Annotated in this window: 24 protein-coding genes and 1 tRNA gene; 16 read left to right on the forward strand and 9 right to left on the reverse strand. The window is 65.1% G+C overall.

What is annotated here, in order from left to right; genetic code table 11:
• Positions 1 to 5 precede the first annotated feature (5 nt).
• Genes FJ974_RS00350 through FJ974_RS00365 form a run of 4 tightly spaced genes read left to right on the forward strand, consistent with a single transcriptional unit; the run spans position 6 to position 4866 of the window.
• Positions 6 to 1103, forward strand: coding sequence for a microcin C ABC transporter permease YejB (locus tag FJ974_RS00350; RefSeq protein WP_140533367.1), 1098 nt, complete (start codon positions 6 to 8; stop codon positions 1101 to 1103).
• Entirely contained in the window at positions 1103 to 2245 is a 1143-nt protein-coding gene (locus FJ974_RS00355; RefSeq protein ID WP_140533368.1) for an ABC transporter permease, read from the forward strand. The genes FJ974_RS00350 and FJ974_RS00355 overlap by 1 nt, the downstream gene beginning before the upstream one ends.
• Positions 2242 to 3870 carry an ABC transporter ATP-binding protein gene (locus tag FJ974_RS00360; RefSeq protein ID WP_140533369.1) on the forward strand — a complete coding sequence of 543 codons (1629 nt, stop codon included), beginning with the start codon at positions 2242 to 2244 and terminating at the stop codon, positions 3868 to 3870. The genes FJ974_RS00355 and FJ974_RS00360 overlap by 4 nt, the downstream gene beginning before the upstream one ends.
• 54 nt (positions 3871 to 3924) lie before the next feature.
• Positions 3925 to 4866 (forward strand): 2-hydroxyacid dehydrogenase, encoded by a 942-nt coding sequence (locus tag FJ974_RS00365; RefSeq protein WP_140533370.1) that lies wholly within the window; start codon positions 3925 to 3927, stop codon positions 4864 to 4866.
• 116 nt (positions 4867 to 4982) lie between these two features.
• On the opposite strand, the gene FJ974_RS00370 is transcribed toward FJ974_RS00365, so the two are convergent.
• Both FJ974_RS00370 and FJ974_RS00375 read right to left on the reverse strand, forming a co-directional pair.
• A complete protein-coding gene (locus FJ974_RS00370) occupies positions 4983 to 5375 on the reverse strand; it encodes a hypothetical protein (protein WP_140533371.1) in 393 nt (130 codons plus the stop codon).
• Positions 5376 to 5452: 77 nt separating this feature from the next.
• Positions 5453 to 6367, reverse strand: coding sequence for a methyltransferase domain-containing protein (locus tag FJ974_RS00375; protein ID WP_140533372.1), 915 nt, complete (start codon positions 6365 to 6367; stop codon positions 5453 to 5455).
• A 106-nt stretch (positions 6368 to 6473) separates the two neighbouring features.
• Here FJ974_RS00375 and FJ974_RS00380 point away from each other — a divergent pair, with 106 nt between their 5' ends.
• Both FJ974_RS00380 and FJ974_RS00385 read left to right on the forward strand, forming a co-directional pair.
• Positions 6474 to 7484, forward strand: a complete 1011-nt coding sequence (locus tag FJ974_RS00380; RefSeq protein ID WP_140533373.1) for a ligase-associated DNA damage response exonuclease — start codon at positions 6474 to 6476, stop codon at positions 7482 to 7484.
• 1 nt (position 7485) lies between these two features.
• Positions 7486 to 9090, forward strand: coding sequence for a cisplatin damage response ATP-dependent DNA ligase (locus FJ974_RS00385; RefSeq protein WP_140533403.1), 1605 nt, complete (start codon positions 7486 to 7488; stop codon positions 9088 to 9090).
• Here the strand turns inward: FJ974_RS00385 and FJ974_RS00390 are convergent.
• A complete protein-coding gene (locus tag FJ974_RS00390) occupies positions 9087 to 9491 on the reverse strand; it encodes a YybH family protein (RefSeq protein WP_140533374.1) in 405 nt (134 codons plus the stop codon). The two genes, FJ974_RS00385 and FJ974_RS00390, sit on opposite strands and share 4 nt — an antisense overlap.
• Positions 9492 to 9705: 214 nt before the next feature.
• Positions 9706 to 10908 carry a hypothetical protein gene (locus tag FJ974_RS00395; protein ID WP_181177122.1) on the reverse strand — a complete coding sequence of 401 codons (1203 nt, stop codon included), beginning with the start codon at positions 10906 to 10908 and terminating at the stop codon, positions 9706 to 9708.
• Positions 10909 to 11254: 346 nt separating this feature from the next.
• Here FJ974_RS00395 and FJ974_RS00400 point away from each other — a divergent pair.
• Together FJ974_RS00400 and FJ974_RS00405 are read left to right on the forward strand one after the other, a co-directional pair.
• Positions 11255 to 11330 (forward strand) — tRNA-Thr (locus FJ974_RS00400).
• Positions 11331 to 11398: 68 nt separating this feature from the next.
• Positions 11399 to 11836, forward strand: a complete 438-nt coding sequence (locus FJ974_RS00405) for a VOC family protein (RefSeq protein WP_140533376.1) — start codon at positions 11399 to 11401, stop codon at positions 11834 to 11836.
• 143 nt (positions 11837 to 11979) lie between these two features.
• Here the strand turns inward: FJ974_RS00405 and FJ974_RS00410 are convergent, their stop codons facing one another.
• Both FJ974_RS00410 and FJ974_RS00415 read right to left on the reverse strand, forming a co-directional pair.
• Positions 11980 to 12474 (reverse strand): type II toxin-antitoxin system HicB family antitoxin, encoded by a 495-nt coding sequence (locus FJ974_RS00410; protein ID WP_226891434.1) that lies wholly within the window; start codon positions 12472 to 12474, stop codon positions 11980 to 11982.
• Between the two features lie 3 nt (positions 12475 to 12477).
• Complete coding sequence (locus FJ974_RS00415; protein ID WP_140533406.1) at positions 12478 to 12696, reverse strand: type II toxin-antitoxin system HicA family toxin; 219 nt, start codon at positions 12694 to 12696, stop codon at positions 12478 to 12480.
• A 337-nt stretch (positions 12697 to 13033) separates the two neighbouring features.
• On the opposite strand from FJ974_RS00415, the gene FJ974_RS00420 reads away from it, so the two are divergent.
• The 8 genes from FJ974_RS00420 to FJ974_RS00455 all read left to right on the forward strand — a co-directional run bounded on the left by FJ974_RS00420 (position 13034) and on the right by FJ974_RS00455 (position 18610).
• Positions 13034 to 13222 (forward strand): YodC family protein, encoded by a 189-nt coding sequence (locus FJ974_RS00420; protein ID WP_140533377.1) that lies wholly within the window; start codon positions 13034 to 13036, stop codon positions 13220 to 13222.
• Positions 13223 to 13382: 160 nt separating this feature from the next.
• Entirely contained in the window at positions 13383 to 13817 is a 435-nt protein-coding gene (locus FJ974_RS00425) for an EF-hand domain-containing protein (protein ID WP_140533378.1), read from the forward strand.
• Positions 13818 to 13862: 45 nt separating this feature from the next.
• A complete protein-coding gene (locus tag FJ974_RS00430) occupies positions 13863 to 14405 on the forward strand; it encodes an RNA polymerase sigma factor (RefSeq protein ID WP_140533379.1) in 543 nt (180 codons plus the stop codon).
• A gap of 74 nt (positions 14406 to 14479) precedes the next feature.
• Positions 14480 to 14935, forward strand: a complete 456-nt coding sequence (locus FJ974_RS00435; RefSeq protein ID WP_140533380.1) for a hypothetical protein — start codon at positions 14480 to 14482, stop codon at positions 14933 to 14935.
• Positions 14932 to 15378, forward strand: a complete 447-nt coding sequence (locus FJ974_RS00440) for a periplasmic heavy metal sensor (RefSeq protein WP_140533381.1) — start codon at positions 14932 to 14934, stop codon at positions 15376 to 15378. The genes FJ974_RS00435 and FJ974_RS00440 overlap by 4 nt, the downstream gene beginning before the upstream one ends.
• Positions 15379 to 15490: 112 nt before the next feature.
• A complete protein-coding gene (locus FJ974_RS00445) occupies positions 15491 to 15769 on the forward strand; it encodes a GCG_CRPN prefix-to-repeats domain-containing protein (protein WP_140533382.1) in 279 nt (92 codons plus the stop codon).
• Between the two features lie 101 nt (positions 15770 to 15870).
• Positions 15871 to 17337 carry a DUF1800 domain-containing protein gene (locus FJ974_RS00450; protein WP_140533383.1) on the forward strand — a complete coding sequence of 489 codons (1467 nt, stop codon included), beginning with the start codon at positions 15871 to 15873 and terminating at the stop codon, positions 17335 to 17337.
• A 34-nt stretch (positions 17338 to 17371) separates the two neighbouring features.
• Positions 17372 to 18610, forward strand: a complete 1239-nt coding sequence (locus FJ974_RS00455) for a DUF1501 domain-containing protein (protein WP_140533384.1) — start codon at positions 17372 to 17374, stop codon at positions 18608 to 18610.
• 349 nt (positions 18611 to 18959) lie between these two features.
• Here the strand turns inward: FJ974_RS00455 and FJ974_RS00460 are convergent, their stop codons facing one another.
• From FJ974_RS00460 to FJ974_RS00470, 3 genes are all read right to left on the reverse strand, one after another.
• Positions 18960 to 19226: a GCG_CRPN prefix-to-repeats domain-containing protein gene (locus tag FJ974_RS00460; protein WP_226891435.1), complete on the reverse strand. Its 267-nt coding sequence runs from the start codon at positions 19224 to 19226 to the stop codon at positions 18960 to 18962.
• An 84-nt stretch (positions 19227 to 19310) separates the two neighbouring features.
• Complete coding sequence (locus tag FJ974_RS00465; RefSeq protein WP_140533385.1) at positions 19311 to 20894, reverse strand: indolepyruvate oxidoreductase subunit beta family protein; 1584 nt, start codon at positions 20892 to 20894, stop codon at positions 19311 to 19313.
• The gene (locus tag FJ974_RS00470; RefSeq protein ID WP_140533386.1) at positions 20887 to 23040 is read right to left on the reverse strand and encodes an indolepyruvate ferredoxin oxidoreductase subunit alpha; all 2154 of its coding nucleotides are present in this window, start codon (positions 23038 to 23040) and stop codon (positions 20887 to 20889) included. Before FJ974_RS00470 ends, FJ974_RS00465 begins: the two co-directional genes overlap by 8 nt.
• Positions 23041 to 23075 lie beyond the last annotated feature (35 nt).

A 23075-nucleotide genomic window follows, 5' to 3' on the forward strand; every position in this document is an offset into this window, starting at 1 on the left:
GCCTGATGGGCGCCTATATTCTGCGCCGCATTCTTTTGATGATCCCGACGCTGTTCGGCATCATGGCCATCTCTTTCGCCGTCATCCAGTTCGCGCCCGGCGGCCCGGTCGAGCAGGTGATCGCCAGGCTCACCAACCAGGGCGGCAGCGATCGTCTCGGCACCGGCGGCGGTGGCGATGCAGGCGCCACCAATTTCGACGTCGCCGGCGATGTCAGCTCGAAATACCGCGGTGCGCAGGGGCTCGACCCCGAATTCATCAAGAAGCTCGAAAAGCAGTTCGGCTTCGACAAGCCGCCGCTCGAGCGCTTCGGCATGATGCTGTGCAACTATGGCCGCTTCGATTTCGGCGACAGCTATTTCCGCGACATCTCGGTGCTCGACCTGATCTTGGAAAAAATGCCGGTGTCGATCTCGATCGGGCTGTGGATCACGCTGCTTTCCTATCTGATCTCGATCCCGCTCGGCATCCGCAAGGCAGTCAAGGACGGCTCGGCCTTCGACGTCTGGACCAGCGGTGTCGTCATCGTCGGCTATGCTATCCCCGGCTTCCTATTCGGCATCCTGCTTTTGGTGCTGTTTGCCGGCGGCTCGTTCTGGGACTGGTTCCCGCTGCGCGGCATCGTCTCCGACAATTGGGCCCAGCTGTCGTGGCCGAACAGGATCGTCGACTATTTCTGGCACATGACATTGCCGCTGGCAGCGCTTGTGCTGTCGGCCTTCGCCACGACGACGCTGTTGACCAAGAATTCCTTCCTCGAGGAAATCCGCAAGCAATATGTGGTGACAGCGCGCGCCAAGGGCCTGTCGGAGCGCAAGGTGCTCTACGGCCATGTCTTCCGCAACGCCATGCTGATCGTCATCGCCGGCTTTCCAGGCGCCTTCATCTCGGCCTTCTTCACCGGCTCGCTGCTGATCGAGAAGATCTTTTCGCTCGACGGCCTCGGCCTGCTCGGCTTCCAGTCGGTCATTGCCCGCGACTACCCGGTGGTGTTCGCCACGCTCTACATCTTCTCGCTGCTTGGCCTGTTCGTTAATCTGTTGTCCGACCTCATCTACACCTGGGTCGATCCGCGCATCGATTTCGAGCGGAGAGACGTCTGATGGCCGAACTCGTCTCAGCCACAGCGTCCGCAGCGCGTATCCGCCGGCCATGGCTGTCGCCGCTCAACCAAAGGCGGCTACAGAATTTCAAGGCGAACCGGCGCGGCTACTGGTCGCTGTGGATCTTCCTTTTCCTGTTCGTGCTGTCGCTGTTTTCCGAGCTGATCGCCAACGACAAGCCGCTGATCGCGTCCTACAAGGGCGAGATCCTGTTTCCGGTGGCGGTCGCCTATCCGGAGGAGAAGTTCGGCGGCTTCTATGCCGTTACCGATTATCGCGACCCGGTGATCCAGGAAGAGATCAACGCCAATGGCTGGATGATTTGGCCGCCGATCCGCTATTCCTACCTGACCGTCAACAACGCCATCCCTGAAGCGGCACCCGCCAAGCCGTTCTGGCTTTACGACAAGAAGACGCGCTGCAGCCAATATCCGAAAGGCGCCGACGACCCCAATTGCATCATCGGCAACTGGAACTGGCTGGGCACCGACGACCAGGCCCGCGATGTGCTGGCAAGGCTCATCTATGGATTCAGGATCTCGGTGCTGTTCGGCCTGATCCTGACCGCAGGCTCGTCGCTAATCGGCGTGGCGGCGGGCGCCCTGCAAGGCTATTTCGGCGGCTGGACGGACCTTTTGTTCCAGCGCTTTATCGAAATCTGGTCGGCGATCCCGGTGCTCTATCTGCTGCTCATCGTCGCCGCCATCCTGCCGCCCGGGTTCTTCATCCTGCTCGGGCTGATGCTCTTGTTTTCCTGGGTGTCGCTGGTCGGTGTGGTCAGGGCCGAGTTCCTGCGCGCCCGCAACTTCGAATATGTCAACGCGGCTCGCGCGCTTGGCGTACCTAACCTCACCATCATGTTCCGGCACCTGTTGCCGAATGCCATGGTGGCGACGCTGACCTTCCTGCCCTTCCTGCTCTCAGGCTCGATCTCGACGCTGACATCGCTGGACTACCTCGGCTTCGGCCTGCCGCCCGGCGCGCCTTCGCTGGGCGAATTGCTCAAACAGGCAGAGCGCAACCTCACCGCGCCGTGGCTCGGCATTTCCGCCTTTATCGTCATCTCGCTGATGCTGTCGCTGCTGGTGTTCGTCGGCGAGGCGACGCGCGACGCCTTCGATCCGCGCAAGACATTCAAATGACCGCCGCTCTGCTTTCCGTCCGCGATCTCAGCGTCGCCTTCGCGCAAGGCGGCAACCAGTCGATGGCCGTCGACCGCATCTCCTTCGACATCGCCAAGGGCGAGACATTGGCGCTGGTCGGCGAATCCGGCTCCGGCAAGTCGGTCTCGGCGCTGTCGGTGCTGAAGCTGCTGCCTTACCCGATCGCCAGCCATCCCTCGGGCAAGATCCTGTTCCAGGGCGCCGACCTGCTCGCCCTGAACGAGAATGCGCTGCGCAGCGTGCGCGGCAACAAGATCACCATGATCTTCCAGGAGCCGATGACCTCGCTCAACCCGCTGCACACGATCGAGCAGCAGATCGTCGAGGTGCTGCAGCTGCATCAGGGCCTGCGCGACAAGCCGGCCCGCGCGCGCACGCTGGAACTGCTCAAGGAGGTCGGCATCCGCGATCCGCAAAAGCGCCTCGACGCCTATCCTCACCAGCTGTCCGGCGGCCAGCGCCAGCGCGTCATGATCGCCATGGCCTTGGCCAACGAGCCGGAACTGTTGATCGCCGACGAGCCGACGACGGCGCTCGACGTCACCGTGCAGGCACAGATCCTCGAACTGCTCGCCGGCCTGAAAAGCCGCAAGGGCATGTCGATGCTGTTCATCACCCACGACCTCGGCATCGTCAGGAAGATCGCCGACCGCGTCTGCGTGATGACCAAGGGCAGAATAGTCGAGACCGGTCCGACCAAGGACATCTTCGCCAACCCGCAGCATGCCTATACCAAGCACCTGCTGGCGGCCGAGCCGAAGGGCAAGCCGCCGGCGGCGAATGCGGCCGCCAAGGCGGTGATGACGGGCAAGGATATCAAGGTCTGGTTCCCGATCAAAAAGGGCTTCTTCCGCACCACCGTCGACCATGTGAAGGCGGTGGACGGCATCGATGTCACCGTGCGCGCCGGCCAGACGCTCGGCGTCGTCGGCGAATCCGGTTCCGGCAAGACGACGCTCGGCCTGGCGCTGGCCAGGATGATCTCCTCGACCGGGGCGATCAATTTCAACGGGCGCGACATCAACCAGCTTTCCTTCAGCGCCATGCGGCCGCTGCGGCGCGAGTTGCAGATCGTGTTCCAGGACCCGTTCGGGTCGCTCAGCCCGCGCCTGTCGATTTCGGAGATCATCGAGGAGGGGCTGAAGATCCACGAGCCGAAGCTGTCGCCAGACGAGCGCGACGACAAGGTCGTCGCCGTGCTGAAGGAGGTCGGGCTCGATGCCGAAACCCGCCACCGCTATCCGCATGAATTCTCCGGCGGGCAGCGCCAGCGTGTCGCCATTGCGCGGGCCATGGTGCTCAACCCACGCTTCGTCATGCTCGACGAGCCGACTTCGGCGCTCGACATGAGCGTGCAGGCGCAGGTGGTCGACCTGCTGCGCAACCTGCAGGCCAGGCACGATCTAGCCTACCTCTTCATCAGCCACGATTTGAAAGTCATCCGCGCCCTTGCCAATGACGTCATCGTCATGCGCAATGGCCAGATCGTCGAAGCCGGGCCGTCCGAACAGATTTTCAGCAGCCCGCGAACCGACTATACGCGGGCGCTGATGGCGGCAGCCTTCAAGATCGAGACCGCGCCGGTAGGGGTGGTCAGCGAATAGGCTCGGCCCTGGACCGATAACCAAGACCGACATAACAGGGACAAAAATCCGCGAATGGAAAAAGGCAAAATCCTGCTTGCCGTCACCGGCTTTCACCCGCAGCGCTGGCGCGAGTTGCTGTCGGCCGAGCGTGAGGTGGTGCTGGAGCCGGACGGCGCCAGCGATCCTTCGATCACCTATGCGGTGGTGTGGAAGCAGCGGCCCAACTTGCTTTCGTCGTTGCCCAATCTGCGCGTTATCTTCTCGATCGGCGCCGGCGTCGACCATATCTTCGCCGATCCCGGCCTGCCCGACGTGCCGATCGTCAAGATCGTCGCCGACAACCTCACCCAGTACATGACGGAATATGTGGTCTGGCGGGTGCTCGACCACCATCGCCAGGGCATGCTCTACCGGGCGCAGCAGCTGAAGAAGACCTGGCACGAGCCGCAGCAGCGGCCGGCCGGCGACATTTCGGTCGGCATAATGGGACTGGGCAATCTCGGCCGCGCGGCGGCCTCGGTGCTTCTGTCGCTCGGCTTTCCGGTCAATGGCTGGTCGCGCACGGAGCGGCCGATGCAGGGCGTTTCCACCTATTCAGGGGAGGCCGGGCTGATCCCGTTCCTCAACGCCACCGACATCCTGGTGGTGCTTTTGCCGCTCACCCCCGAGACGCAAGGCATCGTCAATTACGGCGTTCTGAAGGAGCTGAGAAAGCGCAACGGACTCGGCGGCGCGGTGCTGATCAATGCCGGACGCGGCCGGCTGCAGAAGGACGCCGACATCTTGCGGGCATTGGACGACGGCACGCTGAAGGAGGCGAGCCTCGACGTGTTCGAGGTCGAGCCTTTGCCGAAGACCAGCCCGCTTTGGGCCCATCCGAAGGTATTCGTGACGCCGCACGCGGCGGCGACGTCCGATCCCGTCCACCTGGTTCCGATCATGCTGCGCCAGATGGACGCTTTCGAGCGGGGCGAGAAGCTCGACAATCTGGTGGACCGCAAGGCGGGGTATTGAGTTGCGGCTTCGGCCTTAGACCGTTTCATCGTTTCACGGAAACGCTGAACCGCTCTATCTCTTTGTTTTGACGCAATTCCGAACGGAAACCGCTTCACACTTTTCCTGGAATTGCTCTAGCTCTGGGCGGGTTTCGATCCCGGCAGCGCGAGACTGTCCTTCTTCTTCGGCTTGCCGCAGTCGCGGCGCTCGATCGAGCGGCTCATGGCGTCGATCTCGCCGCTCGCCTTGTCGCTGTCACGCTTTGCCTTGGAGCGCATGTCGGGCGTGAACGGGCCGAAGCCCATCGCCGGATTGGAAAAGCTCGGCTTGGCGGTGACCGGCAGATTATGTTGCTGCGCCAGCGCATTGCGATTGGCCAGCAATTGATCGCAAGGCACGCTGTCATATTGCAGCGACGATTGGACATCCTCGTCCTGGCGCTCGGCCATCGAGGAGCCGCCGACGCAGCCGGCCGCAATCAGGCAAGATGTCAGGCACGACGCCAACACCACCATGGTCCAGCGCATGGGTCCCTCCGTGCTGTATCCGCCCGACACAACCCCGCCACGCGATTGGGGCTTTTTCGCAGCAGCCGGCGCCTCGATCATCGCGGCGCCCGGCCGGCCAACACCGCCAAACCATCGACGGGCTCATCGTGGTCGTACCGGATGGCCGTGTCTTGCATCGACAGCATTGAAAATCCGCCGGCGGCCAGAACGCGCCGCACATAGGCCTCGGCATGGGCATAGCGGCGCGACGGACGCAGCACAAAATCCTCGGCGCCGACAAGCGTCTCAACCGAAAACGCGAACAGGCCACCGTCGTCCAACACGCCGGCAACCGCCCCGACGATGCGTTCGAGCGCGCCGACATAGATGAACACATCGGCCGCCACCGCCAGATCGGCCTTCAAGCCGTCATGGGAAAAATGCTGCAGGTCGGCCTTGACCAGCAGGTCGTATATGCCTTTGGCGCGCGCTTTGCTGAGCATGCTGGCCGAGATATCGTAGCCTTCCAGCCGGTCGACGAATGGCCGCAGTCTTTCGCCCATCAGGCCGGTGCCGCAGCCGAGGTCGAGAGCCAGCCGAAATCGGCCCGACCTTGCAGCGCGGATGGCGCGCGCAAGGAATTCCGGCAGGCGGTAGCCAAGCCTGCCGACAAGCGACTCCTCGAATTCGTCGGCATAATGATCGAACAGGGTCTCGACGAAGGCGCTGGGTGGCGCCGTGCCGGCCGGTGCCTTGCCGATCAATTGCAGCTTCAGCGCAGCGCCCAGCCGATCCGCCGGCTCCAGCTTCAGGGCCATCGTCCAGGCCTGGGCGGCCTGTTCGAGCAAGCCGGCGGCCTCCTGCACCTCGCCCAGCCGAAACCAGCCCGCCGCCCATTGCGGCGCAAGTTCCAGCGCGCCGAGCAGCAGTTCGGCCGTCTGCGCGGGCTCGCCGGAGGCGAAGAGCATCTCGGCGAAATCGGCGCGACGGTCGGCGTTCAGGTCGCCGGACGAAGCCTGAAGCGGTTTCATGGTTGAAGGATCCCACCGGTATTGGCGCCGGCCGCCGGCTGTAGGACGAGTCAGCAGTCTGTTGCAACAGGCTTCCCGGCAGGAATTTAGCCATTATCTTCAAGGTATGCGTGCCAGCGACCTGCTCAAGCCCCGGCCGGAGGGCCTTTACTGCCCGCCCGGTGATTTCTTCATCGACCCGGTGCGGCCGGTAGGCCGCGCATTGATCACGCACGGCCATTCCGACCACGCCCGCTCCGGCCACCGCTCGGTTCTGGCCACGCAAGAGACGCTCGACATCATGGGGCTGCGCCATGGCGAGGATTTTGCCGGATCGACGCAGGCCGCTACCCTCGGCGAGACGATCGACCTCAACGGCGTCTCGGTCATTTTCCATCCGGCCGGCCACGTGTTGGGCTCGGCGCAGATCGCCGTCGAGCACCGCGGCATGCGCATTGTTGCCTCCGGCGACTACAAGCGCCAGCAGGACGCCACCTGCCTGCCTTTCGAGCCCATCCATTGCGACGTCTTCATCACCGAGGCAACCTTCGGTCTGCCGGTGTTCCGGCATCCGCCGGACAGCGAGGAGATCGCGCGGCTGCTGAAATCGGCGGCGCAGTTTCCCGAACGCTCGCATCTGATCGGCGCCTATGCGCTCGGCAAGGCGCAGCGCGTCATGCGGCTCTTACGCGACGCCGGCTTTGATGGACCGATCTATATCCACGGCGCGCTGGCCAAGCTCAGCGAATACTATCAGGGCCAAGGGATCGACCTCGGCAGGCTTGAACCGGCGACCGTCGAAAGCGGCGGCAAGGCCGATTTTGCCGGCGCCATCGTCATCGGCCCGCCGGCCGCCTTCGCCGATCGCTGGGCGCGGCGCTTTCCCGATCCGATCTCATGCTTCGCATCGGGATGGATGCGCATCCGCCAGCGCGCCAAGCAAGGCGGCGTCGAGCTGCCGCTGATCATTTCCGATCATGCCGACTGGGACGAACTGATCGCCACGATCAAGGAGACGGGCGCGGAAGAAATCTGGGTCACGCATGGCCGCGAGGAAGCGCTGGTGCGCTGGTGCGAGCTGGAGGGCATTGCGGCGAGGCCGCTGCATCTGGTCGGCTATGAGGACGAGGGTGATTAAGTTGAACCGCTTCGCCGAACTTCTCGACCGGCTGGTGCTGACGCCGTCGCGCAACGGCAAGCTGACGCTCATCACCGACTATTTCCGCGCCGTCGAGGACCCAGACCGCGGACTGGCGCTGGCGGCGATCACCGGCGACCTGTCGATCGCGGCGGTCAAGCCGGCGATGCTGCGCGCGCTGGTGGTCGAGCGCATGGACCCGGTGCTGTTCGGCTATTCCTACGACTATGTCGGCGACCTCGCCGAGACCGTGTCGCTGGTCTGGCCGCAGCCGGCCGGGTACATCTCCAACCATGCGCCGACGCTGGCCGAGGTGGTCGGCAAGCTGCAGGCGGCAAGCCGTTCCGACGGACCGAAGGTTCTCGCCGGCCTGCTCGACAGCGCCAGCATCTCGGCACGGTTCGCCATCATCAAGCTGGTCACCGGCGGCCTGCGCATCGGGGTCTCGGCGCGGCTCGCCAAGCAGGCGCTGGCCAATCTCGGCAAGGTCGACGTCACCGAGATAGAGGAACTCTGGCACGGGCTGACGCCACCCTACACCAGCCTGTTCGCCTGGCTCGAGGGCCGCGCCGAGAAGCCGAAAAGTACGGCGCTGGCGCTGTTCCGGCCGGTGATGCTCTCCAACGCCATCGACGACGGAGACCTCGAAAAACTCAATCCGGCCGACTACGCCGCCGAGTGGAAATGGGACGGCATCCGCGTGCAGGCGGTGTGCGAAGGCGGCATTCGCCGGCTCTATTCGCGCACCGGCGACGATGTCTCCGGCGCTTTTCCGGATCTCGCCGCCGCGATGGATTTTTCCGGAGCTCTCGACGGCGAGCTTCTGGTCGGCGATCCACGCGTGGCGACGGGTACCTTCTCGGACCTGCAGCAGCGGCTGAACCGCAAGAGCGTGTCGCCGAAAATCCAGCAGCAATACCCGGCCTTCATGCGCTGCTACGATGCGCTGCTGATCGGCGACGAGGATTTACGCGCGCTGCCCTTCACCGAACGCCGCGCCCGGCTCGAGGCTTTCGTCGGAACACTCGATCCCAGCCGCTTCGATCTCTCGCCGCTGGTCGAATTCCCTGGCTGGGAGGCGCTGGAGCGGCTGCGTCAGGCGCCGCCGCATCCGATCATCGAAGGGGTGATGCTGAAGCGCTGGGATTCGCCCTATCTCGCCGGCCGGCCGAAAGGTCCGTGGTTCAAGTGGAAGCGCGATCCGCACACGGTCGACGCGGTGCTGATGTATGCGCAGCGCGGCCACGGCAAGCGCTCCAGCTTCTATTCCGATTACACTTTCGGCGTCTGGTCGGGACCTGACGGCGCCGAAGAGCTTGTGCCGGTCGGCAAGGCCTATTTCGGCTTTACCGACGAGGAGCTGAGGCAGATCGACAAATATGTCCGCGACAACACCATCGAGCGCTTCGGGCCGGTGCGCTCGGTGCGCGCCGACCGCAAGAACGGGCTGGTGCTGGAGGTGGCCTTCGAAGGCCTTAACCGCTCGACGCGGCACAAATCGGGTGTCGCCATGCGCTTTCCACGCATTTCGCGGCTGCGCTGGGACAAGCCGGCGGCGGAAGCCGACCGCATCGAGACGCTGCAGGCGCTGCTGGACGAGGCTTAGTCGGTTGCCGGCACCGAGTGGTGCTCATGCATGAAGGTCCACTGGCCGTCGACCTTCTCGAAACAGATGGTCAGCCGGAAATCGAGGTCGCTGGGTCCGGTCGCCTTTGCCTCGACGCAGCGCATCAGCGCGATCGCAAATGCCACATCGGCGCCCGCGGTGATTTTGAGATCGACGATGTCGAACACAGGCGTCGGCGGCGAAGCGCCAAAGAACAGAGGCCAGGTGTCACGATAGGCCTCGATGCCTCTCGATTGCAGCGGCGGCGGCACGTCGAACATGACGAAATCCGCCGCGTGATGACGCAGAATTCCATCCATGTCCTTGCGGCGCACGGCCTCGGCCCAGCGTTCGATCAGGCCGCGAACTTCCTCGACTTCTTTCGGGTGCACGGTGTTCATCGCGTCCTCCTCTTCTTGTGCATGGAGCGGCAGACGATCGAGAGCAATTCCAGGAAAAGTGTGACACGGTTTTCCGTCCGGAATTGCGTAAAAACAAAGAGATGGAGTGGTTCGCCGTTTCCGTGAAACGGTGAAACACTCCAGGCCGGGCGTTTGCGCGCACGCTCCTGGTCTTGCTTCGAAAGAACGATCCCGGCGTGAAATGCTTCCGAAATTACTGGGCGATCAAGACGCGTATCTCGTAGACATCGACGGACTTGCCCTGCTTGTCGAAGTCGGAGTTGACGGCGATGGTGCCGGCGGCGCCCGGGTGTTTGTCGGGGAACTGCACGTCGAACAGATATTCGTTGCGCTCGTGGCCGACCGCGTAGCGCTTGCGGCCGCAATCGCCGAGCTCGCCGAAATTGCAGTCGACCGAGATCTGCGTCTCCTTGCCCTCTTCCGAGCGGGCGATGATGTCGAACATGGCATGCTTGCCGGCGAGCTTTTCCAGGACACCCTGGCCGACATCGAAGGCGATCGCCGAACCGGAGGCGCCGGAACGGATGCGCAGGAACGAGCCGGTGTCGTCCTTCATCACCTCGGCATTGACGTCGGACGGCGTGCTGACATGGGTCGGATCACTCGGCGAGAAGATGTTGATCCAGTTCCGGGCCTGGTCCGCCTCGCCTGGCTTTTGCGGCGAGCCGGTGTTGGCCGGCTGCGAGGAGTCCTCGTCGTCCAGTGTCGCGGGTGCTTCCGGCGGCCCGGTGTCGAGCTGCGCCGCCGTCTTGAAGACACCGGTCTGGATGGCGAAGTACAGGCCGATGCCGGCCGCCGCGGCGAGCGTCGCGACAACGAAGATCGCCGTCAGCGGCAGCCGCCGTCCCCTGATCCGCCGCTCGTCGCGGTCGGACGCGACCTCGGCGCCGTCGTTGCCGACGGGAGCGCCGGGCGAATCGTCCAGCGTCGGCGCGTCGGGAAGTGCTGCCTCGTCCGGCATGATGTCGGGCACCACGGGCAGCACGCGCGAGCGCGGCGCATCCGCGGCAGCGGGCTGCACGGGTCTGTCAACGGTGATCGATGGCGAGGCTGCTTCTGCCGCAGGCGCCTGTCGCGGCGCGTCGACCGCCGGCGCCGCAGCCGGCGGCGATGCCTCGACGGCCGGTTCCCGGACCTGGTTTTGAGCCTGTGCCTGGCTTTCGGGCGGAAGCGTCACATCCGGTACGGCCGGCAGGAATTCCGATTCGATCTCGGCGATCTTGGCCTGCACCGCCTTGCGGCGGCTGATGGCGGCTTCCACCGTCACATTCGGATTGGCCTGCAGGACGCGGTCCAGCGCGGCAAAGGCCGATCGGTAGACCCTCTCGCGAAACGCCCGGTCCTCGGCATTGCCCTTCTCGAAGGCATTGCGGATCGCTTTCTCGATGGCGTCCAAGCGAGCTCCCTCTGCACGTCCGCTCTCATTGCCCTGATCGTTAGCCGCAGCCAACGGATCAATCAACGACGAAGCGCTGCCTCTGTAGGCGCGTACGGGTCCATTTCGGCGGTTTTTGCTGAAGAATCAACAATTTTCGTCATTCTTCCTCTGAGGCCAACCACCCGCCCGACAGGGTATTCTCTGTTCGAGCGGAGAGCCGTGCCGGACGGCGCTCGCAGCTGCAACGCGGCCATCAGCACCGGGAATTGCCGATCCCAAGGCTGGAATTCCGTGCCACCCATCTTGAATTAGCGCCCGGTTGAGTCTATCACCCAGCGCATCTTGGAAGCTGAGAGCTTCCCGGGCCGCTTTAGCTCAGTTGGTAGAGCACATCATTCGTAATGATGGGGTCGCGTGTTCGAGTCACGCAAGCGGCACCAAAAATTCAATAGCTTAGCTGATCGCCTCGCCGGATTTGTACAGAAACCGCGCAGAAAAGGCTCCGCACATGGCGCTCAAACGAATGGACAACGTAGGAATCGTCGTCGATGACCTCGATGAGACGATTGATTTCTTTCGCGAACTCGGCCTTGAGCTCGAAGGGCGGGCCACGATCGAAGGCGAATGGGCCGGACGTGTCACCGGACTGGGCGATCAGCGCGTCGAGATTGCCATGATGCGCATGCCGGACGGCCACGGCCGGATCGAGCTGTCCCGCTTCCTCACGCCGCCTGTCGTCGCGGATCATCGCAACGCCCCGGTCAACGCTCTTGGCTACCTCCGCGTCATGTTCGCCGTGGACGACATCGACGAGACGCTTGAAAGGCTCCGCAATCGCGGCGCGCAGCTCGTAGGCGAAGTCGTCCAGTATAAGGACGTGTATCGGCTCTGCTACATCCGCGGGCCCGGAGGGCTTCTCATCGGACTCGCCAAGGAACTCGGCTAGGGTCTACGAAAGACAGGCTACACACTGCCTCGCCACTGGGGAAATCGCCCGACAAGAGCGCTGCGTGTTCAGCACTGCCTGTCGCAAGGGCCGCGACAACGCCCCCTTCGACAAGCAGAGGCCGTTCTATTTGTGGCGGCATGTTAGACGGTTTCCCGGATTTTATCCCGTAAGGCAGCCGCGACGAAAGCCGATCGAGTAACGCCCAAACGATGGGCTGTTTCATCCACATCGGCAAGCAGGCCGGCGTCCAATGAAATATTGGCCCGCGCCGGCCTGCCGGCATCGCGTATCAAAGGTACCTGGGCCAAAATGGCGCCACCAGCGAGGGCCTCCCTAACTTCGGCATCGTTTACAAGTACCTCAATACTGCGGGGAGCAGGAATTTGACGACCTTCTGCGACTTCCTCGTCCACCCATTCGGCGAGTGCGGCCACTGCATCCTTAATGGCCTCGTCCCGATCTTTTGACTGAGCAACGCAGCCGGGGGCATCAGGGAAGGATACACCGACAAAGCCGTCGGCGGCGTCCACGAGAGCGATATAGCGAGACATAGTCCAACAAACCTTGAGCTGGGAATTTCTGTTAAGCGTTAAGCGTGAGTTGTTCGGATCCAGAGTTTTTGTGACGAGGGGCATGGACTACTCCCAGCCCGCCGCCTTGGCGATCGACCGAGCCACCAGTGGGGTCAGGGTCCGGTGACGGGGCACCATGATCGTCGGCATCCCGTCTTTTTTGTATTTGTCGTGTTTTGACCCGCCGACCTTAACCCAACCCTCTCTTTCGAGGCGGGCCTTGACCTTAGCTGTGTTATTCTCAGGCACTTCGCCATCCCAATCTATGTGCAAATATATGCACATAGATTGCGCAGCGGTCAAGCCATGACGTGCAAATAAATGCACAAGATATTCCGTGCTGTTCGCGACTGGCCTTAGGGGCAAGGCGCATATTCCAGCGTAGGCCTGACACCTGTTTCCGCGCCGAGCCAGGCGGTTTTTCGGCCTGTTGCAGCTGCCGAGAGCCGCTGTTCGGAGCTTTTCAACAACGCGAATTGAATGGACCCCATGGTTTTGCGATGAGGCTTTGCCTCGCGCAAGCGGCACCAGCTTCCCTGTGCCCACACCCTCCCGGCATCACGGCCATTGTCGAGACTCATGTTTGGTGGAAAACTCCCGGCGTCAGCATGGGAGGTCGAAAATGCCCTATAGTCTCAAGACCGGAGACGTCGTCAGGCTGAAATCCGGTGGCCCGGAGATGACCGTGAGCGACGGCGCCGCCTCGGGCACTTATCTGTGCCACTGGTTCAACCGCGAGGGCGACGTCTGGACGCCGCAGCATGCCGGCTTCAAGCCAGACCAGCTGGTGGTGATCGACCAGCCGAAATAGTCTTTCGCGAGCTCGTTCTTCTCGAGAGTTTAGCTCCGGCGCTGCCGGATCGGCTGTCGTCGTTGCCTCGATAGAGCCCAACCGACGGATTTCTTTCGTCGCCGCGTTTAACGACTGAAGCGTGGCCGCCAATGGCTGCGCCCAACCGGAGACGAAAAGCATGATTTGCCGTTCGATATTTGCCGCCGCCCTTGGTTTGCTGACCGCCGGCGCGGCACTGGCCCAGATAACGGTGCCGACTCCTGCCCCAGCGCCGGCTCCAGCGGCGCCGAGCGCGCCCGCGGCCGACAAGCATGGCCTCACGCTGGCGACGTTCGAGATGCGTCGGGAAAAGGCATTCACGGCCGCAGATACCGACGGCGACGGCAAAATCAGCCTTGCCGAATGGACGGCGTTCCAGACCAAGCGCAAGGGCAAGGGCGATCCCGAGAAATCCTTCGCGCGGATGGACGCCAACAAGGACGGCTTCATCGACAAGTCCGAGCTCGACGCCGTGCTCGCCAAGCGCTTTGCCAGGCTGGACAAGAACAGCGACGGCATGCTCAGCGCCAGCGAGCGGCCGGGCCACAAAACCGCTCCCGATCAGGAGCAATGACCGAGAGGTTATGCCGTACCATGACAATTGCGAGCGCCCCGGTTGATGGGCGCCGATCCGGACGAGGATCTGGTTCGCCGCGTTGGCGCCGGCGACGCGGCGGCCGTGCAGGCCATGGTGGCGCGCAAGCTGCCGCGCATCCTGGCGCTGGCCACCCGCATGCTGGGCGACGCGGCCGAGGCGGAGGACGTCGCCCAGGAGACCTTCGTGCGCATCTGGCGCCATGCTTCCGGCTGGCGCCGGGGGCGCGCGCGGTTCGACACCTGGGTTCATCGGGTGGCGCTCAACCTTTGCTACGACCGGCTGCGGCGCCGGCGCGAATGGACGACGGACGAATTGCCGGAGGTGGCCGATGAAGCAGCGCTTCCCGACGCATTCCCCGGCGATGACGAGCGGCGTGTCGGCCAAGCGCTGCAGCGCATCGCGCCGCGCCAGCGCGAGGCGATCGTGCTGGTGTATTATCAGGACATGTCCAACATCGAGGCGGCCAGCACCATGCAGGTCAGCGTCGATGCGCTGGAAAGCCTGCTCGCGCGGGGGCGCCGCTCTCTGCAGGCAATGCTCGCCGGAGGCGATGGCGATGACTGAGACAGCAAGGGCACTGCCGGTTCCGCGGGATGCAACGTGGGGGGCCACGCCGAAAAAGTGGAAGGGGGAACGAAATGGCTGACGGCAGAAGGCCCGCCGGCGGGCCGATGGATGCCCGGCGCTTCGCCGCGCTGGCGGATGCTTATGGCGGCGCGCTGCGGCGATGGCCACAGGCCGAGCAGGCTGGCGCGACGCTGTTTGCCGAGACCGAGGAGGGCCGCGCCATCTTGGCGAGCGCCGGCAGGCTCGACGCGATTCTGGACCGGCATCGCGTCGAGGCGCCCGGTCCGGCGCTCCATAGCGCGATTGTCGCGAAGGCCGCGACCGAGCTCAGGCTGGGCCGGCGCCGGCAACTCTGGTGGCTCGGCTTCGGGCTCGCCGGCGTCGGCCTCGCCGGCGCGGTTGCCGGGCTGGCGCTGGTCACCGTCGTCACCCCCGACATGCCCTCCGACCATTATGTGATGGATGCCAACGCGACGTCGTTCGGCGATGCCGGTTCCGACGCCGATCCGCTCGAGGAAAACCTATGAACCCCCGTCTTGTCGCGGCATCGCTGGTGCTCAACGTCTTCCTGATCGGCGTCGTGGCCGGCGGCACCGGCTGGCTGCTCGGCCGGTCCGGTCCGGGCTATTCGCTGGAATCGGCAGGCAGCCGGCTCCCGGCCGGCGACCGCAAGGCGTTCCGGCAGGCTCTCAGGGAAGTCCGTCGGGAGTCCCGCGATGTCATCGTCGACGGTCAGCAGGCGCGGCGCGAGGCAGCCAACCTTCTGCAACAGCCGACGCTCGACGCGGCTGCCCTGGCGGCCGCGCTGGAGCGGGCGCGCAACGCCGATGCCACTGTCCGCACCAGGCTGGAGCAGCGCATCGTCGCATTCGCCGCAGCGGGCTCGCCGGAAGACCGCCACCTGCTTGCCGATGCCTTGCTGCGGCATGTCGGCAGGCAGCGGACGCCGCCAGTAAAAAATTCGCCCTGACGAGCGACGGAATGAGCGGGGCATTGCCGTTCAAGGGAGAGAGGGACAGCCCTGCCGCCGCACGGATTGCGGGCAGGTTGGTTTCAACCTTGTGAACTTTCGGGAGTATCCCATGAACGGTCTGGCGAAATATTTCGGTGCTGCCGCCCTCGCCGTCGGCGGGACGGTTGCGGCAAGCGCTGCTTCGGCGATGCCGATAGCGCCGGTCGCGGCGGCTCCGGCGCTGGTGGAACATGTCGCCTGGGGCTGCGGCCCGGGCTGGCATCCCAACTACTGGGGCCGCTGCGTGCCCAACCGCCGCGTCGTCTACCCTGGCTGGCACGGTCCGGCCGTCTATATCGGCCCGGTCTGGCATCCCTACCACCGCTGGCATCACTGGCGCCGCTGGTAAGGCGTCGGCCGCTGTCATGATGGCGGGTCCGGCATCGTGAGAGCTTCCCTTCACACATGGCCGACGCGACCGGCGTCGGCCTCTGACGACGGAGGCCCTCGATGGCTGCATCCGTTTCAAATGCCGGCTCGCCTGATCCGGGCCTGATCGCGCTCAACCGTTTCGGGCTCGGCGCGCGGCCGAGCGACGACCTCGCCAAGATCGCCGGCGATGCGCGCGGTTACCTGGAGGCAGAGCTCACGCAGCCGGACATCGCGCTCGTCGCCACCGACGATCCGGCCAATGCCGGGCTGCTGGACAGCACGGCCTCCATCCAGGCCAGCATGGCGGCGGCCGCGGAACGCAAGGCGGCGCGGGACAGCATGGCGTCGCGGCCATCCATGCAGCCGGCAGCGGACGCCCCAGCCGAGGCGTCCGTACCGACCGAGGCAAAAGCCAAGCCCGCCGTGCCGCCGGTCGAGGCCGATATCTATCGGGCGGAGGCGCAGGCGCGTCTCGCTAAGGCGCTCGGCGCCGGCGCCGGCTTCGTCGAACGGCTGGTCGGCTTCTGGTCGAACCATTTCTGCGTCTCGGCCGCCAAGGCTCCGATCGTGCGGGCGAGCGCCGGCGCCTTCGAGCGGGAGGCCATCCGCCCGTTCGTGCTCGGCCGCTTCGCCGACATGCTGCTCGCGGTGGAGCACCACCCGGCGATGCTGTTCTATCTCGACAACCAGCAATCGATCGGGCCCGATTCGCGCGCCGGCAAACGGCGCGAGCGCGGCCTCAACGAAAACCTCGCCCGCGAAATCCTGGAACTGCACACGCTGGGTGTCGGCGCCGGCTACAGCCAGGCCGACGTCACCAGCTTCGCCGGTATGCTCACGGGCTGGACAATGGCCGGGCGCAAGGGCCGGCTCGGCGAACCCGGCAGCTTCGTCTTCAACGCCAACGCGCATCAGCCCGGCGATGCGGTGCTGCTCGGCAAGACCTATCCGGCCGGCGGCATGGGCCAGGCGGAAGCGGCGCTCAACGACATCGCCCGGTATCCGGCGACGGCGCAACATATCGCCGCCAAGCTCGCGCGCCATTTCATAGCGGACGACCCGCCGCCGGCGGCGGTCACCCGGCTCGCAAAAGTCTTCACCAGGACGGACGGCGATCTGCGGGCGCTTGCGCTGGCGCTCATCGACTTGCCGGAAGCCTGGTCGACGCCGCTCGGCAAGCTGCGCTCGCCCTACGACTATGTCGTTGCGCTTCGCCGCGCGATCGGTGCATCCACCGGCAACGAGCCGCAACGAACGCTTCGCTGGCTAAGCATCCTGGGCGAACCGTTGTGGCAACCGGCCGGCCCGAACGGGTTTTCCGACCAGACCGACGCCTGGACATCTCCCGAAGGCATGAAGACCCGCCTCGACATCGCCTGGCAGGCCGCGAAGCAGGCGGACGACATCGGCAGTCCCAACGAAATGCTCGACCGGCTGCTCGGCGCCTCCGCCTCGGCCGAGACGCGGCAGGCCATTTCTCGCGCGGAGTCGAAGCAGCAAGGCCTGGCGCTGCTGTTGATGGCGCCCGAATTCCAACGAAGATGATTCCAGCGCCGGCAAAACGAACGGAGATGCGGTCATGAGCCTTTTGTGCGAAACTCCCAACCTGTCCCGCCGCGCCGTGCTGATGACCGGCGGCGCGCTGTTTGCATGGGCCTATCTGCCGCGCTTCGCCCGTGCGGCCGACAATCGCGATCCGCGCCTGATCGTCATCGTGCTGCGCGGCGCGCTCGACGGCCTGTCGACCGTCGGGCCGGTCGGCGACCCCGATTATGCCGGCTTGCATGGCGACATCGCACTGTCGCTTTCGGGTTCAAACCCGGCGCTGCCGCTTGACGGCTTCTTCGCCGTCAACCCGGCGATGCCGGTGTTCGCGCGCCTGTTCAAGACAGGGCAGGCAGCGGTGGTGCATGCTGCCGCGACCGGCTATCGCGACCGCTCGCATTTCGACGGCCAGGATGTGCTGGAGAGCGGCCTGCCAGGGCCTGGCAACGCCACCACGGGATGGCTCAACCGGGCGCTCGCCAGCCTACCGACCGGTGACAGGATAGCGAAAGCCGGCGGGCTGGCGGTCGGGCCATCGACGCCGCTGGTGATCCGCGGTGCCGCCCCCGTGCTCGGCTGGGCGCCGCAGGCCTTGCCGGCACCCGGCGACGCGCTGGCGGCGCGCGTGCTCGACCTCTACAACCACCGCGATCCGGTGCTGGCGGCAGCGCTGCAGAAAGGCCTCGACGCCGACCGGATGGCGGCGAGCGACCAGCTCGATGGTGAGACGATGAAGCCGAAAGGCGGCCTCGACAATGCCGCCGGCATGCGGCAGTCGGCACAGGGCGCGGCGAAGCTGATGGCAGCCGACGACGGACCGCGCATCGCGGCGCTCGCCTTCGACGGCTGGGACACGCATGTCAATGAAGGCGGCGCCACCGGTCGGCTGGCCAATTTGCTCGGCGGCCTCGACGGCGCCTTCGAAGAATTCCAGCAAGGGCTTGGCGAGCGCTGGCAGGACACGGCGATCGTCGCCATCACCGAGTTCGGGCGCACGGCCCGCATCAACGGCACGGTGGGGACCGATCACGGCACCGGCACGGTGGTGCTGCTTGCCGGCGGCGCGATCAAGGGCGGCCGCGTCATCGCCGACTGGCCCGGCCTGAAGCCGGCTCAGCTTTATGAACAGCGCGACCTCGCCCCGACAAGCGATGTGCGGGCGGTGCTGAAGGGGCTGCTTGCCGATCAGTTCGGGCTCTCGGCCGCGGTGCTTGGCGACAAGGTGTTTCCGGATTCGGCGCTGGTGTCGCCGATGCGGGGTTTGGTGGTGTGAGCCGCGAGCTTGTCCATCAGCGATAGGCGCCAGCGCCTGGCAGCTCGTCATCCACGGGCGGAGCGGGAGCGAAGCGGACGCGGAGACCCGAGGATCCATTCCGTTACCTTAATCGAAGGGCGCAGCGGAGCAGAATTCTGTATTGTGACAACGCCTCAACGTCACGGAATGGATCCTCGGGTCTGCGCCGCGTCGCTTCGCTCCTTGCTCCGCCCGAGGATGACGAGGCTGAGGGGCTTCGGCCAATCACGAACGCTGGCGCGAAGGCCCACCGAATGAACTGCATGGGGAACTCAACAAAAACGCCCGCGCCGTTCCCGGGGCGGGCGTTCTTCTCCCCTTGGGACGATCAATAGCCCCAATAACCCGGGTGCCAGCGGTGATGCGCCCAGAAGCCGGGATGCCAATGGCGCACGGGGCGGATGGCCACGCGACCGTTCGGCACGCATCTGCCCCAGCGGTTCACGTGCCAGCCCGGACCGCAGCGCCAGCCGACGGTTTCGACTGGCAGCGGCGCAGCGTTGGGCTTGGCCATCGGCATGGCCTGCGAGCCGGCGCCGGACAGCATCAATGTCCCCGCCGCCAGCGCGAACGGTAGAAAATATTTGGTAAGCAAGGTTCGTCTCCGTGATTCATCCCTACCGCCGTGAAACGGAGGGCATGGCCGAAACCCGTCGGAGCGTGGCGGATCACATCTTCGTTATCGAGCGACGTCTTCGCCAAGCGTCGCCACGGTCTTCAGCGCGCCGTCCAGCATGTCGCCCTTTTCGTCCTTCAGCGCCGCCTCGCGCAGGCGGCGGATCCAGTCGGCGGCGTCGGCGCGGCCCTTGAGCATGGGCAGCGCCGAGAGCACGCGGTCGAATTTCGACTGGGCGCGGGCATGGGTGTCGCTGTAGCCCTTGATCAGCCGGCGGCAGTTGAGGATTTCGACAGCAAGCACATAGTCCTTCGGCGCGTGGTCAAGCGCCAGATCGTACCAGCGCTCCAGATGCTCGGCTTCGACCTTGTGGCGCAGCAGGCGGCGGCGCCATCGGCGCAGGCCGCCGATGAACCACAAAGCTGCAAAGCCGGCAAAGCTGTCGGTGCGGATGTGGCGACCGCGGTTGATGCGGCGGTCGAGGAAGGCGGCGAGCTTCGGCCGGTTCTCGATGTAGCTGCCAAGGCCCACCGGCAGCGTGCCGCAGAACTCCTCGATGCGCGGATGGAAATATTCGGTCACCTGCAGGACCGTACCGTCCTTGACGCCGACCTCGTTGCGCACCCGCTTGTCTCGCGTCGAGCGAGTCTTCAAATCCGCGACGCGGATCATGTCGTCGTAGCACATGGCGTTGGCGAGGTGCTTTGCCGCGGCGATCGACAGCGCATAACCGCGCTCCGCACTGTCCAGCGCCACCCCCCTGCCCAACCGGTCGAGGTATTCGCCGCCATAGGCGATGTCCTGGTAATCGACGACCTTCTTCAGCCCGCGCTCGGCCATGTCGCGCACGGGCTCCGGGAGCGCCGCGACCCGAGCGGCAAGCCCCTGCCAGCCCTTAAGGAGGGTTTCCGGTCCGCTGACCTTCGCCGTCGACTTGGGTTCGCCAGCAGCAGGCTTCGCTGTCTTATCGCCGGCGGGCGCAGCCGTAATCCCACGCGCGCGATCGTAAGCCGCGCCGAAGGCGGCGAGGCTTGGCCCGACGCCACGGCCGCCGGCGCCGATCGCCTGCTCGTACCTCTCGCGCGTGAACGGCAGCGCATCCGAGCCGGCCAGCGCGCCGAGCAGGCTGGCCGAGATCATGGTGCCGTTCTCGGCCGCGATCTTTTCCATGTCGAAGGCGATGAAGCGCTTGGCCGCCGCTTGCGCCGTCGCGTGCACCTTTTCCGAGGAGGCGCGGCCGTCGCCCGGCTCGATCTTTTCCGAGACGGCGGCGATGCGGTGCGAGGAGGCGATGAGCGTCGTGCGCTCGGGCGTCACGAATCCCCTGATGATGGCGCGGCCGGCCTCCATAAGCTCGGCGGCGATCAGGATATCGACATCGCCCTGCGAGGGCGACAACGCGAAGACCGGCAGCCGGCCGGTGTCGCGGGCCATCTCGACGTAATAGATCGTCGCGCCAGTGCGCTGGGCGACACCTGCAACGGACGTCGATTGCGCGATGTAGCCGCTGCGCTCGGCGACGTCGGTGATCCAGTCGGCGAGCACACCGCCGCCCTGGCCGCCGACGGCAAGCACGGCGAGTTTAATCACTGGCTCGTCTTCGCTGGCGCCGGCCTTGGGGCGCAATACGGCGTTGTGGTCAAGCATCGGCGAACATCAGGCGGCGGCTCTCGCGGCGCCGCTGCAGGAGACCAATCACCGCGCGGCGCGTGCTTTCCAGGAAGCGGTCCCAGCGGCTTGGGTTGTGCACGACATCGGCGCGATAGAAAGAAGGGCAGAGCACGGCGGCGTCGGCCACCTCGCCGCAATTGCCGCAGCCAACGCAATTCTCGTCAATCGAGGCAACCGGATCGTCGCGCAGCGGATCGTCCAGCGACTTCACCGACAGCGACGGGCAGCCCGAAAGCCGCATGCAGGCGTGGTCACCGGTGCAGATATCCTCGTCGACGCCGAATTTCGGCTTGACGATGCGCGCTCCTCCCTCGATCGCCTTGTCGATCAGCGGCTTCTCCCGGCGCTGGCGGTTGAGCATGCATTCCGACGAGGCGACGATGACCTTCGGCCCCTTCTCCTCCGTCGTCAGCGCCTCGCGCAGCGCGGCTTGCATCTTGCCGACATCATAGGTGCGGTCGATGTGGCGCAGCCATTTGACGCCCATGCCTTTCACCGCTTCATCGATCGGATGCTTGGTCGACTTGGTGCGATTGTTGGCGCGGGATGAAAGAATGTCCTGGCCGCCGGTGGCGGCCGAATAGAAATTGTCGACGATGACGATGACGCCATCGTTCTTGTTGAACACCGCATTGCCGATCGAGGAGGTCAGGCCGTTGTGCCAGAAGCCGCCATCGCCGACGAAGGAGATCGAGCGGCGTTTTGCTTCGGGCGAATTGAAGGCCGAGGCCGAAGCCGGGCCCAGCCCATAGCCCATAGTGGTGGCGCCGAGCTCGAAGGGCGGCATGATCGAGAACAGATGGCAGCCGATGTCGGACGCGATGTGGTGCTTGCCGAGTTCCTGCTCGACCAGCTTCGTTGCGGCAAAGATCGGCCGCTCCGGACAGCCGATGCAGAAGCCCGGCGGGCGGCCCGGCACGACGTTGATCAGGTCCGCGGTGTCGACGCCCTCGCCCAGCTTGTTCGGCGCACGCACCTCGCCCGGCAAAAGATGCGGGGCGTTGGTGCGCAGGAAGGAGCCGATGCCGTCGAGCATGACCTGGCCGGTGTACTCGCCGGCCATCGGCAGATGTTCCTTGCCGACCAGCCTGGTGCCGCGGCCGGCCTTGTGCAGCATGGCGGCAAAGGCCTGCTCGATGTAATTGGGCTGGCCTTCCTCGACGACCAGCACCGCCTGCTTGCCCTCGCAGAAGGACAGGAACTCGTCGTCGACCAGCGGATAGACGGCGTTGAGCACGTAGAGCGGCACCTCGGTGTCGCCATAAGTGTCGGCAAGGCCGAGCCTCTGCAGCGCGCGGATCACCGAATTATACATGCCGCCCTGCATGACGATGCCGACAGAGCCGTGGTCCGAGCCGAAGATCTCGTTGATCTTGCGGCTTTTGATGAAGTCCACCGCCGCCGGCCAGCGCTTCGCAACCTTTTCCTTCTCATGCAGGAAGGAGGCGGGCGGCAGCACGATGCGGCCGGTGTCGCGGCGCGGCGCTTCCAGTGCATCGGCCACCGACATTGGCGGGCGCTTGTTGTCCTTGGCGATGAAGTGGCCATGGACGTGGCAGCAGCGGATGCGCACCTGCAGCATGACAGGCGTATTGGAGACTTCGGACAGCTCGAAACCGTCCTCGACCGCCTTGACGATCGAAGGCAGGTTGGGGCGCGGGTCGAGCAGCCAGACCTGGCTCTTCATCGCGAAGGCATGGCTGCGCTCCTGCATGATCGAGGAGCCCTCGCCATAGTCCTCGCCGACGATGATCAGCGCGCCGCCGGTGACGCCGCCGGACGCCAGATTGGCGAGCGCATCGGAAGCGACATTGGTGCCGACTGTCGACTTGAAGGTGGCGGCACCGCGGATCGGGTAGTGCACCGAGGCGGCAAGCATGGCGGTGGCTGTCGCCTCCGAAGCGCTCGCCTCGAAATGCACGCCGAGCTCGCCCAGAATATCCTGCGCGTCGGCCAGCACGTCCATCAGGTGGCTGATCGGCGCGCCCTGGTAGCCGCCGACATAGCCGACGCCGCATTGCAGCAGCGCCTTGGTGATGGCGAGGATGCCCTCGCCGGCGAATTCCTGCCCGGCGCCGAGCCTCAGCTTTTCGACTTCCCTGGCAAAAGACCGTTCGGCCATCTCTGCCTCCTTCCGTTGCCGCCGATTTCGGGCGG

This window comes from Mesorhizobium sp. B1-1-8 (assembly GCF_006442795.2).
Lineage (GTDB): Bacteria > Pseudomonadota > Alphaproteobacteria > Rhizobiales > Rhizobiaceae > Mesorhizobium.

What these genes read in the sequence shown, in the direction of transcription:
- FJ974_RS00355 (WP_140533368.1), top strand. Translation starts at nt 1,103, where the DNA reads ATGGCCGAACTCGTCTCAGCCACAGCGTCCGCAGCGCGTATCCGCCGG.
- FJ974_RS00450 (WP_140533383.1), top strand. Translation starts at nt 15,871, where the DNA reads ATGGCTGCATCCGTTTCAAATGCCGGCTCGCCTGATCCGGGCCTGATC.
- FJ974_RS00360 (WP_140533369.1), top strand. Translation starts at nt 2,242, where the DNA reads ATGACCGCCGCTCTGCTTTCCGTCCGCGATCTCAGCGTCGCCTTCGCG.
- FJ974_RS00365 (WP_140533370.1), top strand. Translation starts at nt 3,925, where the DNA reads ATGGAAAAAGGCAAAATCCTGCTTGCCGTCACCGGCTTTCACCCGCAG.
- FJ974_RS00425 (WP_140533378.1), top strand. Translation starts at nt 13,383, where the DNA reads ATGATTTGCCGTTCGATATTTGCCGCCGCCCTTGGTTTGCTGACCGCC.
- FJ974_RS00390 (WP_140533374.1), bottom strand. Translation starts at nt 9,491, where the DNA reads ATGAACACCGTGCACCCGAAAGAAGTCGAGGAAGTTCGCGGCCTGATC.
- FJ974_RS00380 (WP_140533373.1), top strand. Translation starts at nt 6,474, where the DNA reads ATGCGTGCCAGCGACCTGCTCAAGCCCCGGCCGGAGGGCCTTTACTGC.
- FJ974_RS00375 (WP_140533372.1), bottom strand. Translation starts at nt 6,367, where the DNA reads ATGAAACCGCTTCAGGCTTCGTCCGGCGACCTGAACGCCGACCGTCGC.
- FJ974_RS00420 (WP_140533377.1), top strand. Translation starts at nt 13,034, where the DNA reads ATGCCCTATAGTCTCAAGACCGGAGACGTCGTCAGGCTGAAATCCGGT.
- FJ974_RS00350 (WP_140533367.1), top strand. Translation starts at nt 6, where the DNA reads ATGGGCGCCTATATTCTGCGCCGCATTCTTTTGATGATCCCGACGCTG.
- FJ974_RS00415 (WP_140533406.1), bottom strand. Translation starts at nt 12,696, where the DNA reads ATGTGCATATATTTGCACATAGATTGGGATGGCGAAGTGCCTGAGAAT.
- FJ974_RS00470 (WP_140533386.1), bottom strand. Translation starts at nt 23,040, where the DNA reads ATGGCCGAACGGTCTTTTGCCAGGGAAGTCGAAAAGCTGAGGCTCGGC.
- FJ974_RS00430 (WP_140533379.1), top strand. Translation starts at nt 13,863, where the DNA reads ATGGGCGCCGATCCGGACGAGGATCTGGTTCGCCGCGTTGGCGCCGGC.
- FJ974_RS00445 (WP_140533382.1), top strand. Translation starts at nt 15,491, where the DNA reads ATGAACGGTCTGGCGAAATATTTCGGTGCTGCCGCCCTCGCCGTCGGC.
- FJ974_RS00455 (WP_140533384.1), top strand. Translation starts at nt 17,372, where the DNA reads ATGAGCCTTTTGTGCGAAACTCCCAACCTGTCCCGCCGCGCCGTGCTG.
- FJ974_RS00440 (WP_140533381.1), top strand. Translation starts at nt 14,932, where the DNA reads ATGAACCCCCGTCTTGTCGCGGCATCGCTGGTGCTCAACGTCTTCCTG.
- FJ974_RS00405 (WP_140533376.1), top strand. Translation starts at nt 11,399, where the DNA reads ATGGCGCTCAAACGAATGGACAACGTAGGAATCGTCGTCGATGACCTC.
- FJ974_RS00410 (WP_226891434.1), bottom strand. Translation starts at nt 12,474, where the DNA reads ATGCCCCTCGTCACAAAAACTCTGGATCCGAACAACTCACGCTTAACG.
- FJ974_RS00370 (WP_140533371.1), bottom strand. Translation starts at nt 5,375, where the DNA reads ATGCGCTGGACCATGGTGGTGTTGGCGTCGTGCCTGACATCTTGCCTG.
- FJ974_RS00435 (WP_140533380.1), top strand. Translation starts at nt 14,480, where the DNA reads ATGGCTGACGGCAGAAGGCCCGCCGGCGGGCCGATGGATGCCCGGCGC.
- FJ974_RS00465 (WP_140533385.1), bottom strand. Translation starts at nt 20,894, where the DNA reads ATGCTTGACCACAACGCCGTATTGCGCCCCAAGGCCGGCGCCAGCGAA.